14 protein-coding genes and 3 pseudogenes are annotated in these 17395 nt (G+C 71.8%); 3 read left to right on the top strand and 14 right to left on the bottom strand.

Annotated features, from left to right (window positions below):
* Nucleotides 1-191: 191 nt before the first annotated feature.
* The 5 genes from WD794_08760 to ectA form a co-directional block, all read right to left on the bottom strand.
* Nucleotides 192-740, bottom strand: a complete 549-nt coding sequence (locus WD794_08760) for a thermonuclease family protein (GenBank protein MEX2290398.1) — start codon at nt 738-740, stop codon at nt 192-194.
* A 34-nt stretch (nt 741-774) separates the two neighbouring features.
* Nucleotides 775-1677 (bottom strand): ectoine hydroxylase, encoded by a 903-nt coding sequence (thpD, locus tag WD794_08755; GenBank protein MEX2290397.1) that lies wholly within the window; start codon nt 1675-1677, stop codon nt 775-777.
* On the bottom strand, nt 1674-2102 hold the full coding sequence (locus WD794_08750; protein MEX2290396.1) for an ectoine synthase: 429 nt from the start codon (nt 2100-2102) through the stop codon (nt 1674-1676). The genes thpD and WD794_08750 overlap by 4 nt, the downstream gene beginning before the upstream one ends.
* A gap of 21 nt (nt 2103-2123) precedes the next feature.
* On the bottom strand, nt 2124-3386 hold the full coding sequence (ectB, locus tag WD794_08745; protein MEX2290395.1) for a diaminobutyrate--2-oxoglutarate transaminase: 1263 nt from the start codon (nt 3384-3386) through the stop codon (nt 2124-2126).
* A 330-nt stretch (nt 3387-3716) separates the two neighbouring features.
* Nucleotides 3717-4226, bottom strand: coding sequence for a diaminobutyrate acetyltransferase (gene ectA, locus WD794_08740; protein MEX2290394.1), 510 nt, complete (start codon nt 4224-4226; stop codon nt 3717-3719).
* A gap of 164 nt (nt 4227-4390) precedes the next feature.
* Between ectA and WD794_08735 the strand changes: the two genes are divergently transcribed.
* The gene (locus WD794_08735) at nt 4391-6244 is read left to right on the top strand and encodes a S8 family serine peptidase (protein MEX2290393.1); all 1854 of its coding nucleotides are present in this window, start codon (nt 4391-4393) and stop codon (nt 6242-6244) included.
* A gap of 30 nt (nt 6245-6274) precedes the next feature.
* On the opposite strand, the gene WD794_08730 is transcribed toward WD794_08735, so the two are convergent.
* Nucleotides 6275-7396 carry a cysteine--1-D-myo-inosityl 2-amino-2-deoxy-alpha-D-glucopyranoside ligase gene (locus WD794_08730; protein MEX2290392.1) on the bottom strand — a complete coding sequence of 374 codons (1122 nt, stop codon included), beginning with the start codon at nt 7394-7396 and terminating at the stop codon, nt 6275-6277.
* A 110-nt stretch (nt 7397-7506) separates the two neighbouring features.
* On the opposite strand from WD794_08730, the gene WD794_08725 reads away from it, so the two are divergent.
* On the top strand, nt 7507-8001 hold the full coding sequence (locus WD794_08725; protein ID MEX2290391.1) for a SigE family RNA polymerase sigma factor: 495 nt from the start codon (nt 7507-7509) through the stop codon (nt 7999-8001).
* Nucleotides 7994-9310, top strand: a complete 1317-nt coding sequence (locus WD794_08720; protein MEX2290390.1) for a hypothetical protein — start codon at nt 7994-7996, stop codon at nt 9308-9310. The genes WD794_08725 and WD794_08720 overlap by 8 nt, the downstream gene beginning before the upstream one ends.
* A gap of 116 nt (nt 9311-9426) precedes the next feature.
* Here the strand turns inward: WD794_08720 and WD794_08715 are convergent, their stop codons facing one another.
* The 8 genes and pseudogenes from WD794_08715 to WD794_08680 all read right to left on the bottom strand — a co-directional run bounded on the left by WD794_08715 (nt 9427) and on the right by WD794_08680 (nt 17276).
* Nucleotides 9427-11001, bottom strand: coding sequence for a GTPase (locus tag WD794_08715; GenBank protein ID MEX2290389.1), 1575 nt, complete (start codon nt 10999-11001; stop codon nt 9427-9429).
* A 28-nt stretch (nt 11002-11029) separates the two neighbouring features.
* Nucleotides 11030-12757 (bottom strand): ABC transporter, encoded by a 1728-nt coding sequence (locus WD794_08710; protein ID MEX2290388.1) that lies wholly within the window; start codon nt 12755-12757, stop codon nt 11030-11032.
* Nucleotides 12758-12881: 124 nt separating this feature from the next.
* The gene (locus WD794_08705) at nt 12882-13172 is read right to left on the bottom strand and encodes a hypothetical protein (GenBank protein MEX2290387.1); all 291 of its coding nucleotides are present in this window, start codon (nt 13170-13172) and stop codon (nt 12882-12884) included.
* A 563-nt stretch (nt 13173-13735) separates the two neighbouring features.
* The gene (locus WD794_08700; GenBank protein ID MEX2290386.1) at nt 13736-14095 is read right to left on the bottom strand and encodes a hypothetical protein; all 360 of its coding nucleotides are present in this window, start codon (nt 14093-14095) and stop codon (nt 13736-13738) included.
* A gap of 221 nt (nt 14096-14316) precedes the next feature.
* Nucleotides 14317-14937: a regulatory protein RecX gene (locus WD794_08695; protein MEX2290385.1), complete on the bottom strand. Its 621-nt coding sequence runs from the start codon at nt 14935-14937 to the stop codon at nt 14317-14319.
* A pseudogene (recA, locus tag WD794_08690) lies at nt 14937-15764 on the bottom strand (recombinase RecA). Before recA ends, WD794_08695 begins: the two are co-directional and overlap by 1 nt.
* Nucleotides 15765-15767: 3 nt before the next feature.
* Nucleotides 15768-17057: pseudogene (locus WD794_08685) on the bottom strand (LAGLIDADG family homing endonuclease).
* A gap of 3 nt (nt 17058-17060) precedes the next feature.
* Nucleotides 17061-17276, bottom strand: a pseudogene (locus WD794_08680) (DNA recombination/repair protein RecA).
* Between the last annotated feature and the right edge of the window lie 119 nt (nt 17277-17395).

Here is a 17395-nt window from a genome sequence, read left to right as displayed (position 1 = left end):
CGTGCACGCGACGGACGGGATCACCGCGATGAGCAGCAGCGAAGGGAACGGCAACATGACGCCGATCCTACCGGCGGTGCGGAGCCGGGACCGAGGGCGCGAGGCGGGCGCCGGCTGACGCCCCTGGTCATGATCAACGCCGGCTTGGCGCACATTTTCGCGGCTCAGAATCTGCGGAAGGGCGGCGTTGATCAACCGCAGGCCGACCAGAGCCCCCGGCCGGCGTCGCGGGCCTCCCGCTCGGCCTGCTCGAAGGCGCCGAGGTAACGCTCGTTCGGCCGCACGAGCAGCACCTCGGCGAAGCCCTCACGCACCAGCGCCTCGCCCACGTTCACGCCGTCGGTGTTCCAGAGGTGTAGCAGCGCGCGTCCGAACCGGTCCTGCGGGTCACGGTCGGCCTGAACCCGGACGCGGGAGCCGGCCGGCAACAGCTGCGCCGCCCGGTCGGAGGCCTGCTCGCCGAAGCACTCCTGCTCAGCGTGCACCTCCGGAGTGTCGATGAGCAGAAGGCGTACGCGCGTCGGCCCGGCTGGCAGCGGGCCGACACCCCGGCCGCGCAGCTGGACGGTGTCGCCGTCGACGAGCCGGACGACGGTGGCCTCCTGCGCGTCGGGTGGCACCGGCAGCCCGGTAGGCGCGGTGGTGCGGGTCGGCGCCGGTTCGGCGGCACAGCCCGCGAGCAGCAGCGCGCCCAGCAGGACACCTGATGGTCCCGTCCGCAGGACCGGTGGCCTTCGCACGCCGCCGAGTCTGCCGGGCCGGCCCGACGAACGGTCAGCCGCCGACCGGCATGAAGTCCCGGCTCGCGACGAACGTCGGGCGGGGCGACGGAGCGGCGAAGGGCTCCTGGCAGGCGTTCTCGACGCTGTTGAACACGATGAAGACGTTCGACCGCGCGTACGGCGTGATGTTGTTGCCGGAGCCGTGCATGCAGTTGCAGTCGAAGAGGGTGGCGGAACCTGCCGACCCCGTGAACAGCTGGATCCCGCGGGGCTCGGCGAGCGCCGTCAGGCTGCCGGTGTCGGGCGTGCCGATCTCCTGGCTGCGCAGCGACTCCCGGTAGTGGTCGGCAGGAGTCTCGCCGACGCAGGAGGCGTACGTCCGGTGCGAGCCCGGCATGATCATCAACGCGCCGTTGTGGACATGGTTCTCGGTCAGCGCGATCGAGATGCTCACGGCCCGCATCGCCGGCATGCCGTCCTCGGCGTGCCAGGTCTCGAAGTCGGAGTGCCAGTAGAAGCCGTTGCCGGAGAAGGCCGGCTTGACGTTGACCCGGCTCTGGTGGACATACACGTCCGAGCCGAGCAGCTGCCGGGCCCGGCCGACGACCCGCGGATCCGCGACGAGCTCGGCGAAGATCTCGCTGCTGCGATGCACCTCGAAGATGGACCGGACCTCCTGGGAGTTCCGCTCGATGATCGTGCGCTCGTCGGCCCGCATCGCCGGGTCGGCCGAGAGCCGGACCAGCTCGGCGCGGTAGCGGTCGACCTCGTCCGGGCGCAGCAGCGCGTCCACGGCCAGGTAGCCGTCGGCGTCGAAGCCGGCCAGCCCGGCCTCGTCGATCGGGCCGTCGCCTGCGCCACCCCACACCACCGGGTCCGTGCGTGGCAGCAGGCTGGGCTCAGCGGCCTGCCGGGTGGGATAGCGGTCGATCCTGCGGTCCTGCACGGCGGTCATGCCGTCACCTCCAGGTTGTCGCGTCCGGGTCCGGCGGGCTCCTCGATGATCAGCGGGTAGACACCGCGCTCGTCGTGGACCTCCCGTCCGGTCACGGGCGGGTTGAACACGCACACGGTGCGCAGCTCCTTCGTCACCCGCACCGTGTGCCGCTCGTGCCCGTCGAGCAGGTACATCGTGCCGGGCACGATGCGGTGGGTCTGACCGGTCTCGTGGTCGGTGAGCTCTGCCTCACCCTCCACGCAGTAGACGGCCTCGACGTGGTGGGCGTACCACATCGTCGTCTCGGTGCCCGCGTAGAGGACGGTCTCGTGCAGCGAGAACCCCACGCCGTCACCGGCGAGCAGAATCCGGCGACTGCGCCAGTTGCCGTGCCGGACGTCACGGTCCGTCCCGTCCAGCTCGTCGATGGTTCGTACGATCACAGTGGTTCTTCCTTCGCGCTGTCAGGCGGCCGGAGCCGCAGAGCAGACCTGCTTGATCGACCTGGCGAGGATGTCCAGACCCCGCTCCAGCTCCTCGGGTGTGGTGGTCAGCGGCGGCATCACCTTGACCACCTCGCCGTCCGGGCCCGAGGTCTCGACCAGCAGCCCGCTGTCGAAGGCATCGGCACACACCGCCGGCGCCACGGCCCGGTCGGCGAACTCCATACCCCACAGCAGCCCGCGACCGCGCACGTCCACGATGTCACTCTCGTGCCGCGAGGCGATGGTGGCCAGCCCGGTCGACACCTGCTCCCCCTTGACCGACGTGTCGACCTCCAGGGTGCCGTCGGCCCAGAAGTCCAGCGCGGCGGCGCCGGTGACGAAGGCCGGGTTGTGCCCGCGGAAGGTGCCGTTGTGCTCGCCCGGCTCCCAGACGTCGAGCTCCGGCCTGAACAACGTGAGCGCCAGGGGGAGCCCGTAGCCGCTGAGCGACTTGGACAGGCAGACGATGTCCGGCGTGATGCCGGCCGACTCGAAGCTGAAGAACGGGCCGGTGCGACCACAGCCCGCCTGCACGTCGTCCACCACGAGCAGGATGTCGTGGCGTGCGCAGAGGTCGGCCAGGGCGCGCAGCCACTCCGGGCTCGCGACGTTGATGCCGCCCTCGCCCTGCACGGTCTCGACGATCACGGCGGCCGGCTTGTTCAGCCCGCTCCCGCTGTCGCTCAGCAGGCTCTCGAACCACAGGAAGTCCGGCGTACGTCCGTCGAGGTAGTTGTCGTACGGCATCGGCGTGGCGTGCACGAGCGGGATACCTGCGCCGCCGCGCTTCATCGAGTTGCCCGTCACGGCGAGGGAACCCAGCGTCATGCCGTGGAAGGCGTTGGTGAAGCTGACGACGGACTCGCGGCCGGTCACCTTGCGGGCGAGCTTGAGCGCCGCCTCCACCGCATTGGTGCCGGTCGGCCCGGGGAACTGGACCTTGTAGTCGAGGCCTCTGGGGGTCAGGACCACCTCGGAGAAGCGCTCGAGGAAGGTCCGCTTGGCCACGGTGTACTGATCCAGGCTGTGGGTGATGCCGTCCCGCCCGAGGTACTCGAGCAGCGCCTGCTTGAGCGGACGCGGGTTGTGGCCGTAGTTGAGGGCACCGGCGCCGGCGAAGAAGTCGAGGTACGCGCGGCCGGACTCGTCGAAGACCTCGCTGCCCTGTGCGCGGTCGAAGACGACCGGCCAGCCGCGGCAGTAGCTGCGTACGTCTGACTCGAGTGACTCGAAAATATTCATGATCCTCCAGGGGTTCAGCAGCGGCCTGCCCGTGGAGGCCGGGCTCCGGGCGCCGGCGCTCCCCCTCGCGAGGAGGCTGAGCGAGGTGGCGGGGCGACCGCTTCCACCTCGAGAAGACCGGCGCAGCGGACTGCGTCGTGATCTTCGACCGCTACATGAACGGTGGCGCGTCGCCCCTGACCCGTAGTGCAGCCGGGTGCGCCACTGACTGGGGACAACCTAGCGAAACAGACACAGCCAGCTCACCCTGGGAAGGGGCGTGTCACGGCTTTCGCACAGAACCGTCACACCGTTGTCGCATCAGCCATGTGCTACGGGACCGGCAGCCGGCTACTCGCCCAGCGGACCGATCCGGAAGAGCAGCTCGGCCTGGTGGCCGTCCGGGAAGTGCGCCGCAGAGAACAGCACGTCCCTGCTCAGCGACGCGCCGCGAGCCCGCGCGAAGCCGGTGAACAGCGCCACGGAAGCGGCGTTGTCGGCCGTGATGGTGGTCTCCAGCCAGCGGACCGGCTGCGGCGCAGGTCGGTCGACCAGGTGGTCGAGCATCCGGCGGGCCAGCCGTTGGCCGCGCCGTTCCGCGTCCACGGCGACCTGCCAGACGAACAGCGTGTCGCCGGCCTCCGGCCGCCGGTAGCCGATCACGAAGCCGCAGGCCTCGCCGCCGCAGCGGGCCAGGACGCAGGTGTGTGCGAAGTCCCGGCACCAGAGCAGGTAGCTGTAGGAGGAGTTCAGGTCCAGCGTCCGGGAGTCGCGGGCGATCCGCCACAGCGCGCCGCCGTCGGCGACCGTCGGCCGCTCGAACACCACCTCCGGCCGCTCGTCGCCGGGGTGCTCGTCCACGTGCGAGGACGGTAGCGGACCGACCAGCGGAAGGGGGCGTCCGCGGCGTGAGCGACGCCCGCGGACCGACCGGCGCTGGTCCGTTCGGGTCGCTTCTCGCGAAGTCCCACCAAGTTCGCCGTCAGCTGTCACAGTGCGGCTCCCGGCCCTCGTCAGGAGTTCCCGTGCGCCGTCCGCTGTCCCTGCTGTGCATCGCCGCCCTGGCCGCGACCGGACTGGCGGTCTCCGGGCCGGCTGTCGCCGCGCCGCCACCGCCGGCCGGCCAGGCCGCTGCCGCCGTGCCGGACGAGCTGCTGGTCGGCTACGTCGCCGGGGCGAACGCCCAGGACCGCGAGCGGGCCCGCAGCCGCGCCGGCGCACAGCGGCAGGAGCAGGTGGTGCAGGCGGGCGCCGACCGCACCGCTGTCGAGCTGGTCCGCCTGCCGAGGGGCAAGGACCGTGAGCAGGCCATCGGTGAGCTCGAGAGCGACCCGGCGGTGGCCTACGCCGAGCCGAACTGGCTCTACACGCACCAGGCGACCTCCAGCGACCCCTACTTCACCGACGGCCGGCTGTGGGGGATGTACGGCGACGCCGGCGCACCCTCGAACCGCTACGGCAGCCAGGCGGCCGAGGCCTGGGCCGCGGGGCACCTCGGCACAGCACCGGCGACGGGCACGGTCCTGATCGGCGTCATCGACGAGGGCATCCAGTACGACCACCCGGACCTGGCCGGTCAGGTGTGGACCAATCCCTACGACGCGCCTGGCGACGGCGTCGACAACGACGGGAACGGCTACGTCGACGACGTGCACGGCTGGGATTTCGACGGTGACGACAACACCGTCTACGACGGCGGCACCCGGGGCAGCCTGGACGACCACGGCACCCACGTCTCCGGGACGATCGCGGCAGCCAGCAACACGGAGGGCGTCGTCGGCGTCAGCTGGGGCGCCCAGCTGATCAGCGGCAAGTTCCTCGGCCGGCGCGGCGGGTCGCTGGCCGACGCCGTACAGGCCGTCGACTACTTCACCGACCTCAAGACGCGGCACGGGCTGAACCTGGTCGCCACCAGCAACAGCTGGGGAGGCGGCGGCTTCTCGCAGGCGATGCTCGACGCCATCGTGCGGGCAGCCGAGCGGGAGATCCTGTTCGTCGCCGCCGCCGGCAACAGCGGCACGGACAACGACACCGACGCCTCCTACCCCTCGAACTACGACACGACGGCGGCCGCCGGCTACGACGCGGTCGTCGCGGTCGCCGCGATCGACAGCACCGGTGAACTGGCGTCGTTCAGCCAGTACGGAGCGCAGACCGTCGACCTGGGTGCGCCGGGGGTCGGGATCTGGTCCACCACCGCGTACAACGGCTACTCCTCCTACAACGGGACGTCGATGGCGACCCCGCACGTCACCGGGGCGGTGGCGTTGTACACGGCGGCGAACCCGGGCAGCAGCGCCGCGGACGTCCGGCAGGCGCTGCTGTCCTCCACCGCCGCCACCGCCTCGCTGGCCGGCCGGACCGTGACGGGAGGGCGGCTGGACGCCGGCGCACTGCTGGTGCCACCGGCGCCCGCCTCGCCCGGCGCCGACTTCACGAGCAGTTGCAGCGGCCTGTCCTGCACCTTCACCGACACCAGCACCGGGACCCCCACCTCCTGGACCTGGTCGATCGAGGGGCAGCAGGTCGCGACCACCCCGACGTACACGCACACCTTCGCTGCGGCCGGGACCTACGAGGTGACGCTGGCGGTGGCCAATGCGCTGGGCTCCGACAGCCGCACGCAGGACGTCACGGTCAGCGAGAGCGTGCCGGAGGTGACGGTCACCGCCGGGCAGAAGAAGCGCGGCGTCACACCGGTGACCGTGACGTGGAAGGGATTCGCCGGCGCGGAGGTCGACGTGACCCGCAGCGGCAGCACCTTCGCCACCGCCAACGACGGCAGCCTGACCGAGAACTGGAGCGGTACGGGCACCGTCACGTACACGATCTGCGAGACGGGCAGCACCCGATGCGCCTCGGGGAGCACGACGATCTGATGCCCGGGCCGCGGCCGGACAGGTGCGCGGTCAGAGCGCCAGCAGGCCGATCAGGTCGCGTGCGGCCTGGCCGCCGTCCTCAATCGCGATGTCGAGCGCGCGCGGGACGTCGAGGTCGTCGACCAGCGCGTCGAGAACGGCCTGCGGCCCGGTCTCGATGCCGTGTGGCTTGCCGGCCGCGGACCGCAGCGCGTCGAGGCGGACACCCGCCTGCTCGAGCGCGGCGTCGGTGTAGTCCCACGGGGTGGCGTAGTTCCGGTCGAGCAGGAGGGTCCGGACGGCCGGCCCACTGGTCCGCTCGACCAGGTCGGCGGCGAAGACGAGGTTGCCGACCGATTTGGCCATCTTCTCGCCTTCGAGCCGCACCGTCCCGACGTGCAGCCAGGAGCGGGCGAACGGCGTCACTCCGGTGGCCGCCTCGGCCTGCGCCGCTTCGTACGCGTGGTGCGGGAAGCGCAGATCGGCGCCGCCGGCGTGCAGGTCCAGCGACGAGCCGTAGGTCGACAGCGCCATCGCGGTGCATTCGGCGTGCCAGCCCGGGCGGCCCGGGCCCCAGGGGGACGGCCAGGCCGGCTCGCCCGCAGCGCTGGCCTGCCAGACCGCCTGGTCCAGCACGTCGGCCTTCGCCGGGTCGTCGTTGCGCCCGCCGCCCGCCGCCAGCAACTTCTCCGCCTCGTCCCGGAGCAGGCCGTGCCCGCCCGGGACCGCGGCGCCGCGGAAGTAGACGCTGCCGGCGGAGACGTAGGCCGCACCGTTGTCGATCAGGGCGGCGGCCAGCTCGACGACCTGGGTGACGTAGCTGTGGGCGCGTGGCTCGTACGCCGGCCGCCGGACGCCGAGGGCGTCCATGTCGCGCTCGAAGTGCCACTGCTGCACAGCCGCGAACCGGTCGTACTGCGCGCCGGCCCGCGAGGCGGCCTGGAAGAGCACGTCGTCGACGTCGGTGACGTTGCGGCAGACCTCGACCTGCACACCCAGCCGCCGCAGCAGCCGGTCGGCGGCGTCCACCCACACGAAGGTGGCGGCGTGGCCAAGATGCGTCACGTCGTAGGGCGTCACGCCGCAGACGTAGATCCGGGCGCGGCCGACCACCGACAGCGATCGGCCGCCGAGGCGCAGGCGGGGCGGTACGGGGACGGACGCGGAGTGCACGGTCGCTCCAGGGGGTTCGCGGACGGGTTGCGCTCAGCCTGCCACTCCACGTCGAAGGCCCGTCCATGCAACCGTTGCCGTGTGCCGTGCGTGTGGAGGATGTGCAGAGCGTGAGCGGCGCCGACACCGACTTCGACATGTTCTACGCGTCGTCGTCCGAGCGGGTGACGCGGGCGCTGCACGCGATGACCGGCGATGTCGCCGAGGCGCAGGACGTCGTACAGGAGGCCTACGCCCGGGCCTGGCAGCGCTGGGGCACGATCCGGACGTACGACTCTCCCGAGGCATGGGTGCGGCAGGTCGCCTGGCGGCTGGCCGTGTCCCGGGTTCGGCGGGCGAAGGTGGGACTGGGCAAGCTGCGCCGACACGGGCCGCCTCCGGAGGTGCCGCCGCTGCAGCCGGACCACGTCGCGCTCGTGGCTGCCTTGCGCCAGATCCCGGAGCCGCAGCGGCGAGCGATCGTGCTCCACCACGTGATGGGTCTGTCGGTCGCCGAGGTCGCCGTCGAGTGCGACGTACCGGACGGCACCGTGAAGGCCCGGCTGTCCCGCGGGCGCGCCACGCTCGCCTCTCTGCTGCGCGACGAGGAGCACAGCGATGCCTGAGTACGACGAGCTCGCCGACCGGTTGGCGGCCCTCGACCGGATGCCCAGCGGGCCACTGCCGGGCGCCGCGGCCGCCCGCGCCCGCGGTGCGCAGCGGGCCAGGCGCAGCCGCGCTGTGCTCGCCCTCACCGGTGCTCTGGTGCTGGCGCTTGCCGTCACGGCCGGGGCGGCCCTCACCGGAGGCGCGGATCGCGTCGTGCCGCCGGTCGGGGATCCTGGACCTGGCGAGAAGGAGGGGTTGTCCGCCTCGCTGCTCGACCCCGAGGACGTCGCACAGATCCGCGGCGGCAACTGGCGGCTGCGCGCGACCTACGACCTGCCGTTCGATCCGCTGCCGGCCGGCTGCTTTGACGGTCCGGCAGTGTTCGGATCTCCTGCCGAGACGGCGCTGCGGTTCCTGGACGGCCCTCCGCCGGAGACCTTCGCCCACTCGTTGAAGGCCTACAGCAACGGGGCGGAGGCCCAGGACGCCTTTCGCCGGGTCATCTCCTCGATCGAGTCATGTGGCGAGTCGATGCCGGCCTATCAGCTGCAGCCGGGTGTGCCCGGCTCGGGACCGTCGCGCAGGTACGGCACGTCCCGTCAGGGAGACGACACGGTCGTCTTCGCGATCGAGCGCATCGGCGCGGTGCTGAGCGGAGTCGCGATCCGCTCCTTCGAGCTGGACGGCATCCCTCCGCTCGCCGACGCTGCCGCGGCCGAGGTGGCGGGCGGCCCCTTTGCCGCGCCCGAGCCGGCGGCGGCGGACGACCCGACCGCAGTCGGTGCGGCTGGCCTGCTCCGGGCACAGGACCTGGCGGCCGCCGGCCTCGGTGCGTGGAGCGTCGACGAGCTCACCGACCCGGAGGGCGGCCTCACCGAGTGCATGCGCGCCGCGACGACCGGGCTGCCGCAGGGCTACCCGGACGTGGGCGGATGGGCCCGGCTGGTGCGCGACGCGGATGGTGCGCTCGTGCAGCAGTCCACGGTCCGCCACCCGGATGACGCCGAAGCAGCAAGGCAGCTCGCGGCGCATGTCGAGGCCATTCGTGCCTGCCCAGAAGAGGAGATCCTGGACTGGCCGGCGGAGCCGCGCGTCGTGCTCAGCGTTGCGACGCACGAGGTGGTGGAACAGTCGCCGGACCTGGTGCTGGTGCGCACCACCTACGCCTGCGAGTCGTGCGGCGGGCGCGCGAGCTACCTGGCCGTCATGCGGACGGGGCCGTGGCTGACGGTGCTGAACCTTCCGGTGGCCGACGACGCTGACCCCGCGGCGTTGGCACGGGGCGTCATGGGCGCAGCGAACGCGCGACTGCGCGCTACCAGATGAGCTCCCCCACAGGCTGATCAACGCCGGGATTCGTACGAAAATCGTCGACCAGGACCGTACGAAAACCGGCGTTGATCACGGTGTGGGAGCACGCGGCTGCGGCGGCGGCGCGGCGACTACTGCGCTGCGCGCTGCAGGGCCGCGCAGAAGTCGCTGTGGGCAGCCACTTCCCGCGCCAGCGGCTCGAGCAGCTCCTGCTCGGTGACCTGCTCCACGGCCTGGTGCAGCCGGCGCTCGGTCCGTCCGGCCCGCCGGCGCGCTGAGGCCCGCACGAACGGCCGTGCCAGCACCGACACCAGGAAGCCGCACAGCAGCCCGCCGCCCAGGAGCAGCGTCGGCAGCGCGATGCCCTCCACCCGCGGCAGGGGGACGACGTCGGCGAGCTGCAGGAAGCCCAGACCGACCAGGGCCAGCAGCCACAGGCCGCCGGCCAGGGCCGTGAGCGCCAGCAGCCACTGCAGGCCGCCCACGACCCGCTGCCAGAGCGGGGTGCGGCCCGCGGTGGGCTGGGCACCGGCGACGGCGCGGTCGAGCCGGTCGGCCAGCCGCTCCTCGCGCGCCTCGACGGTGCGACGCAGGTCGTCACGCCAGGCCTGCGGGAGGCGGTCGCCGGCGGCGTCGCGCACCCGGCGCAGGGCGCTGCTGACCGCCACCTGCTGCGCGCCGGTGGCAGGCGGCAGGCTGGTGCGGGACTCGGCGCTGCCGACGTGCAGGCGGCGGAGCGGGTCCGGGCGGAGTTTGGCCGTCCAGCGGACCAGCGGCCAACCGGTGTGCGCGCGGCCGTCACGGCGAGCCGAGCGCTCCACAGCGCCGACCACCGTCGGCACACCGGCCGCGCCGGCGAGGGCACCGATCAGCTGGCGGCGATCGGCCTCGGCCAGCGGGTCGCCGCTCTCGCCGCAATGCGCCTGCAGGGCGCGCGCGGCAGTGCGGGCGTCGGCGACGAGCCGGTCCGTGGCGGCGCGCCGGGCGCTCACCCGCCGGCCCAGCTCGGCGCGGAGCTCGGGCAGGCCGGCGCCGGTGCGTCCGGCGGCGGCCAGCAGTGGCGTGGCCTGCAGCCCCTCGGCGTCCAGCAGGCCGCGCAGGTCGCTCAGGCAGGCCTTCGCCGCCGCCTCGTCGAGCCGGTCGGCCTGGTTCAGCACGACCAGCAGGACGCCGGCGTGGTCGGCGTACGGCGCCAGGTAACGGTCGTGGACGGCCGCGTCGGCGTACTTCTGCGGGTCGAGCACCCACACCAGCACGTCGACCAGCTGCACCAGCCGGTCCACCTCCAGCCGGTGCTCGACGACGGTGGAGTCGTGGTCGGGCAGGTCGAGCAGCACCAGGCCGTCGAGCTGCTCGTCGCGGGCCTCGACCAGGTGCCGTCGCGGGACCTGCAGCCAGTCGAGCAGCCGGTCGGCCGGGTCGCTGCCCCACACGGCGGCATGGGCCACGCCGGTCGTGGGCCGGCGTACGCCCGGCGTGGAGACCTCGGCACCCACGAGCGCGTTGAACAGCGTCGACTTGCCGCTGCCGGTCGCGCCGGCCAGCGCCACGACGGTCGCGTCGCCCAGGGCCTCGCGGGCGCCGGCCTTGGCCAGCAGCGCACGGGCGGAGCCGACCTCGGGGACGTCGAGGCGCTCCTCGGCCAGCTCGACCGCCTCACGCAGCGCGGCGAGCCGGTCGGTCAGCGGCAGCTCACGCCGCCTCACCGCTCCCTCCTGCACGGGCCGGGCCGCCTCACGCGGGCGCCTGTGCGCGGCGGGCGGTGGCCAGCGCCGCCGCAGCCGCCCGGAGCCGCCCGGCGCTGCCCGGAACAGGCGTGGCCGCGTTCAGCAGCGCGTCGAAGCGGGCCTGCTCGCTGCGGAGCAGCCGGCTGGTCCGGTCGCGCAGGTCCTCCCGGGCCTTGGCCGCCAGCGATCGCACGGCGGCGTCGCCGAAGACCGCCTCGAGCAGCCGCTGGCCCAGCGCCGAGGTGCCCCCGGCCACCGCCACCTCACCGCCGGTCAGGCCTCCGGTGTGCGCGAAGACGGCGACCATGACGACGAGTCCGGCCCCGTTGACGCCGAGGCTGAGGACCCTTGCGGTCGAGCGCTTGCCCGCGCCCTCGCGGCGTACGAGGTCGAGGACGTAACCCTGCCAGTCGCGCACCTCGTCCTGCGCGGCTGCAGCGAAGCCGGGGCTGACGGTCTCCAGCTCGCGGAGCCGGTCGCCGAGCAGCCCGCTGCCGCCGGGCAGACCGCGCCAGGAGGTGGCGGCGCGCTCCGCGGCACGGTCGGCCTCGGTACGCAGCAGCTGCCCGACGCTGCTCTCGAGCGCGACCTTGAGTCCCTCACCGGGCGCCGGCCGACCGGTGACCGCAGCCGCGACCCGGTCACGCAGCCGCCCCACCTGCGCCTGCAGGCTGCGCATCCACTCCCCCGTGCCGACGAATTCCTGCCAGCGCGCGAGCACCTCGCCACGCAACAGGATGCCGCTGCGCATGCCGTCGTCGACACCCGCGACTGCCGTGTCGTATGCCGCCTGCACCGCGTCGGCCAGTGCGCCCGCCGCGACGTCCTGCGCGTGGACGGCAACGGCGAGCTGCTCGACCCGGCCGGTGAGGCTGTCCAGCGCACCGGACAACGTCTGGCGCACGACAGCGGCACGCTGCTCCTGGTCGGCGGCCAGCGTGTGCAGCCAGTCGCGCAGCGGCGCGACCTGGTCCGGCGGCAGGAGACCGGCGACGAGCGGGCGCTCCTCGACAACGAACAGCCGGGCGCTGTCGAGGCCGGCGCGGTGCAGCATGGCGGCCAGGTCGTCGCGCACCTCGGTCACCGCCTCGGGCGGCACCCGGTCCAGCACGACGGCCAGCGCGGTGCCGCGCTCCTGAGCCGTACGCAGCAGGTCCCACGGGACGGCGTCGGCGTAGCGGGCAGCTGTGGTGACGAAGACCCACAGGTCGGCGGCGGCCAGCAACTGCCCGGCCAGCGCGCGATTGGACTCGACGACCGAGTCGACGTCGGGGGCGTCGAGCAGGGCCAGGCCCGAGGGAAGGTCGGGGTGCGGGACGAGCCGGAGGGCGCCCGGTCCGGCGTCGGGACCGGTGCCGGTGGTGCGGGCCAGGCCGGGCAGGACGCGCTCGTCGGAGAAGTACGACACATCGGCCGCGGCGCAGACGAGCACCGGGGCCCGGGTGGTCGGGCGCAGCACGCCGGGCGCGGTGACCGTCGCGCCCAGGATGCTGTTGACGAGGGTCGACTTGCCCGCGCCGGTGGAACCGCCGACGACGGTCAGCAGCGGGGCGTCGAGGTCCCGCAGCCGCGGCAGCAGGTAGTCGTCGACCTGGTCCACGACCGCCCGCGCGGCGCTGTGTGCGGCGTCACGGTCCGGCGTGGCCAGGGCGAGCTCGACCCGGTCGACCTCGTCGCGCAGCACCTGCAGCGCCTCCGGCAGCCGGAGGGCGCCTGGCTCGGCCGGAGCAATCATGGGGCCGATCCTGCCCGAGGCGGAGTACGACATGCGTGCGGTGACATACGTGCGCTGGCAGGTGTGCGCTGGCAGGTGTGCGCTGGCAGGTGTGCGCTGGCAGGTGTGCGCTGATCGGTCTGGGCTACGGCAGCCGGGATCGCTGGACGAGCAGGGCAGCCAGACAGACCACGACGACGAGCAGGCTGATGACCAGGACGAGGTGCGGCACGGCCGCGGCCTGCCCACAGGCGACGTGCTCGGCGTAGATCTCCGGTAGGTCCGTCGGGCCGGAGGGATCCCCCAGGTACGGGAACCAGCTTCCGGCCGGTCCGCAGGAGCCGTAGCCGTCCGCGGTGACCGGGAAGACGAACGCCGCCGACGCCGCGGCCACGCCCAGGGCGAGGAGGGCGAGGGAGAACCGACGGCGCTTCATGGCGTTCGGTGGCGCAGCGGGTGGCCCAGCGGGTGGCACAGCGGGTGGGGCCGGCGCAGCGGGCGGCGGCGGCGCAGCGGGCGGCGGCGGCACAGCGCCGGCCATTGTCGGGGGGTCACGGCAGTCGTCCCCCTCAGCAACGCGTCGGTCTGACTCCGCTGACTGTGGCACAACGTGCCGCCGAGGCCGGAGCAAGATCTTCGGAACATCCACAGGACCCTGGCCCTGTGGATGTTCCGAAGATCTTGGTCTCATGTCGGCCCACCCCGGCGCGGTTGACGCGCCGGTAGCGGCTGCCCGATCGCAAGGCCTGCAACGTCTCAGAGCATCAGGACTAGGCTGCGGTCTTGCGACGGGACTGTTTAGGACCACCAACCGCTGCGACGGGTTGACAGATGCGAAACGGGACGACGCTCAACTGGCTGACCGCGCTGGTCGTCTGCCTCGGTTTCGTGTTGTTGCTGGCGGCCCTGGGCGTGGATGTCGCCGCGCTGGGCATCGGCTCAGTTCTCGCCCTCACGGCGGGCTTCGCCCTCGCCGAGTACCGCGCGACTGAGGGTTCGCTACGGCGTCAACGCCGGAACCGGCAGGCGCATCGCGAGGCGTCTGGGTGGCAGCAGCACCATGAGAACGACGACAGGCAGTTTCCCTAGGACGACCGGGCAAAGCGTCGACGTCACATAGGTGCTCTTCGCGGACGATGCAGAAGCCGTTCTGCAACAGGCGCGCGCCGCCACTACCCGTGCGGGCCGACCAAGATCTTCACGCCTGGTGATCTTCTGGTTGCTGGATCGGCAGCGGACACGCCGGCGCGTCTGCTGCGAATCCAGCATCCAGAAGATCAACTGCCGACGAGCCGACGCCACATAGGTGCCCTTCTCATCCAGCCTCAGGTCGCCGCGGCCGCGCTCCCGCATCGTCACCTGCAGGCTGCAGCACGGCGCACGCCGATGCTTCTGAACTACGGAGAAACAGGTTGCCCCGAGCGAGGATGGGCGCAGGCGTGGGCAGCCGAGCAGGCAGGTGTGCCTGCAGATATGTGGATCCACCCTGGCGGCCACCTGCCTGATCCTGAGGTCGTCCAGGAGATCGGCCCCGGGCAGCTGCGTGGTTCAGACGCTAGAGCTGAGTGCCCAGCAAGCGATCACTCGTCCAGCACCTGCAGCTCGTCGAAGCCCAGCTCGGCCTCCTCGCCCTCGGCAGCCAGCGCCTCCCGGACCACCCGGAAGGCGAGGCCCGCCGGGTAACCCTTGCGGGCGAGCATGCCGGCGAGCCGGCGCACCCGGGCGTCGGTGGCCAGACCGGCGGTGGTCCGCAGCTTGCGGTCCACCAGCGCGCGGGCGGTCGCGAGCTCCACGTCGGGATCGATCATGGCGACAGCTTCGGCCACGTCGCCGTCGGCCACCCCCTTGCGGCGCAGCTCCTGGGACAGGGCACGGCCGGCCAGCCCCTTGCCGCGGTGGCGCGAGGTGACCCACATCTGCGCGAACAGCGCGTCGTCGATCATGCCGACCTCGGTGAACCGGCTCAGCACCTGTTCAGCGACGTCGTCCTCGACACCCTTCTTGCGGAGCACAACGGCCAGCTCGGCGCGGGTACGCGGGGCGTACTCCAGCTGGTGCAGGCAGATCTGCCGAGCGGTGTCGACCGGGTCGGCGGGGGGCGTGGTCCAGGCAGTCCCCTGGTCGGGAACGCCGTCGCGGCCGTCTCGCCCGCGCGCTCGCGAGGAGGAGCGGGACGGCGACGGCCGCGAGGCGAAGCCCACTAAAGGTCGACCGGGACCGGCGCGGGCATCTCGGCCTCTGCATCGAGCTGCGGACCGATGTTGAGCTTCTCCTTGATGCGCTTCTCGATCTCGTCGGCGAGGTCGGGGTTGTCGCGCAGAAAGGCGCGCGCGTTCTCCTTGCCCTGGCCGAGCTGGTCGCCCTCGTAGGTGTACCAGGCACCGCTCTTCCGCACGATGCCGTGTTCGACGCCCATGTCGACCAGCGAGCCCTCGCGGCTGATGCCGTGGCCGTAGATGATGTCGAATTCCGCAATTTTGAAAGGGGGGCTGACCTTGTTCTTGACGATTTTTGCACGGGTTCTGTTTCCGACGGCGTCCGTACCATCCTTGAGGGTTTCGATCCGGCGGACGTCGATCCGCACAGACGCATAGAATTTCAAAGCCTTTCCGCCCGTGGTCGTCTCGGGCGAACCGAACATAATTCCTATCTTTTCCCGCAATTGGTTGATGAAGATTGCGGTGGTATTCGTGTTGCTCAGCGCACCGGTCATCTTGCGCAGCGCCTGGCTCATGAGGCGGGCCTGCAGTCCCACGTGGCTGTCACCCATCTCCCCCTCGATCTCGGCTCGCGGCACGAGGGCGGCCACCGAGTCGATGACGATGATGTCGAGTGCACCGGAGCGGACCAGCATGTCGGCGATCTCGAGGGCCTGCTCCCCCGTGTCCGGCTGCGAGACCAGCAGGGCATCGGTGTCGACGCCCAACTTCTTGGCGTAGTCCGGATCAAGCGCGTGCTCGGCGTCGATGAACGCCGCGATACCGCCCAGCGCCTGCGCGTTCGCCACCGCATGCAGCGCCACCGTGGTGTTGTGGGACAGCACGCCGTTGGCCAGAAAGCTGTGCGTCTGCGGCAGCATCAGGTCGAAGGTCGGCTGCAGGCCGGCGTCCTCGACCGCCACGACCTTCTCGTACGTCTGCCGCGCCGCGGTGAGACCGGCAAGATGCTCGAGCACAGCACGCCCCCCGGAGGACAGCCGTTCGCGGTGGAGGTCGGCCCAGGCGACGATGCGGGCCAGTCTGGTACGCGAACAACTGAGGTCCATCTCCGTGCGGAAGAGGTCGCCGGCGATGCGGTCGAAGTCACGGTCGCCGCCGATGTCGTCGCGCAGGTCCTTGATGAGACCTGACAGATGCGGGATGTTCTCGAACTGCGGGTCGCGAACGGAAGCCCGGAAGTTGCGCGCCACCTGGGCCCGACGACGTGGGGATCGGAAGCCGACCTCGTCCAGGAAACGCTGCGCCGAAGCAGGATTGATCGTCACCGACCAGTAGTGGCGCTGATAGTCCTCGCGCCAGGTCGCCGCCACCGTGCTCGGTACGCCGAGGCCGAGCAGCAGGAGCTGAACCTCGTGGGCGAGCTGCTCCGACGCGGTTCCGAGACCGACCGTGGACGAGACGTCGATCCAACCGTCGCCTTCGAACAGCGCCGACAGGAAGGCACGCTGCGCCTTGTGGCCCGCGGTTCGGATGACGTACGGCACCGTCTTGTGGTGCGCCGTCACGAGATCCAGGCCGTACTCGTGCCGGAGGGACTCCCGCAGCACGGTCGGCTTGAGGATGTCGTACTCCTGGTCGTTGTAGCAGCGGACCTCCATGCCGGGGAAGTGCTGCTCGACAAGGGAGAGGTATTCGGCGGCGACGTCAGCGTCCTTGTTCGTGAAGCGGATCTTCGTGCGACTCGTCAGGGTGCCCTCGGCGATGAGGTAGCCGAGGAACACGGCGAGCCCTTCACTGACGCCGTCCCCGCTCGCGGCCTCCACCGCACCGAAGGTTGCGGACACCACCGTGTCGCCGACCTTGATGTCACCGGCGTTGCGCCACACGACGAAGCCACGCTCGCTCACGACACGCAGCGGGTGGTTGTGCGTCGCCTTGACGCCTCGGCCGGAGGCAAGTCTCACGTCGAGCACCGGCTTGCGATTGTTGTGGGTCAGTGCGGCCACGCTCTCGAGCTCGCCGCGCTCGTTGACCGCACGCAGTCCGAGCTCCTGGACGTCCGTGACGCGCGACGTGCAACTGGCCTTCATGCCGGCGCGCGTGAAGAGTTCTGCAACCGTCTCCAGGCCGATGTCCGTCCACACGTGGGTATCGGCCGTCAGGCACTTCCCGCTGCTCTCCGGTCCGTAGATCTCCACCACCCGACCGCGCGGCAGGCCGCCGATCCCGAGGGCCACGTCGAGCGCGATCGAGCCGGTCGGGATCACCCCGATCGGCACCCGCACCTCGTCGCCCAGACGCATCACCGAGCCCTTGCCGAAGCTCTTGTCGATCTGGGCCAGCGCCATCTCCAGCGCCTTCTCGCGATCCGGTCCTGCCATCTGCTTCTCCGTTGGTCGACGAGCTGGCGCCCGTAGCTGCGGTCCGATCGGCGGTGACGCTAGGAGCGACCCCCGACACTTCGGAAGGAGGTGCAGCCGCTCTGTGGACACCCGGACGA

This window comes from Mycobacteriales bacterium, from assembly GCA_040902655.1.
Classification (GTDB): Bacteria; Actinomycetota; Actinomycetes; order Mycobacteriales; family SCTD01; genus SCTD01.
This window is presented reverse-complemented; position numbering and strand designations above follow the sequence as displayed.

What these genes read in the sequence shown, in the direction of transcription:
- thpD (MEX2290397.1), bottom strand. Translation starts at nt 1,677, where the DNA reads ATGACCGCCGTGCAGGACCGCAGGATCGACCGCTATCCCACCCGGCAG.
- ectB (MEX2290395.1), bottom strand. Translation starts at nt 3,386, where the DNA reads ATGAATATTTTCGAGTCACTCGAGTCAGACGTACGCAGCTACTGCCGC.
- WD794_08720 (MEX2290390.1), top strand. Translation starts at nt 7,994, where the DNA reads ATGCCTGAGTACGACGAGCTCGCCGACCGGTTGGCGGCCCTCGACCGG.
- WD794_08710 (MEX2290388.1), bottom strand. Translation starts at nt 12,757, where the DNA reads ATGATTGCTCCGGCCGAGCCAGGCGCCCTCCGGCTGCCGGAGGCGCTG.
- WD794_08705 (MEX2290387.1), bottom strand. Translation starts at nt 13,172, where the DNA reads ATGAAGCGCCGTCGGTTCTCCCTCGCCCTCCTCGCCCTGGGCGTGGCC.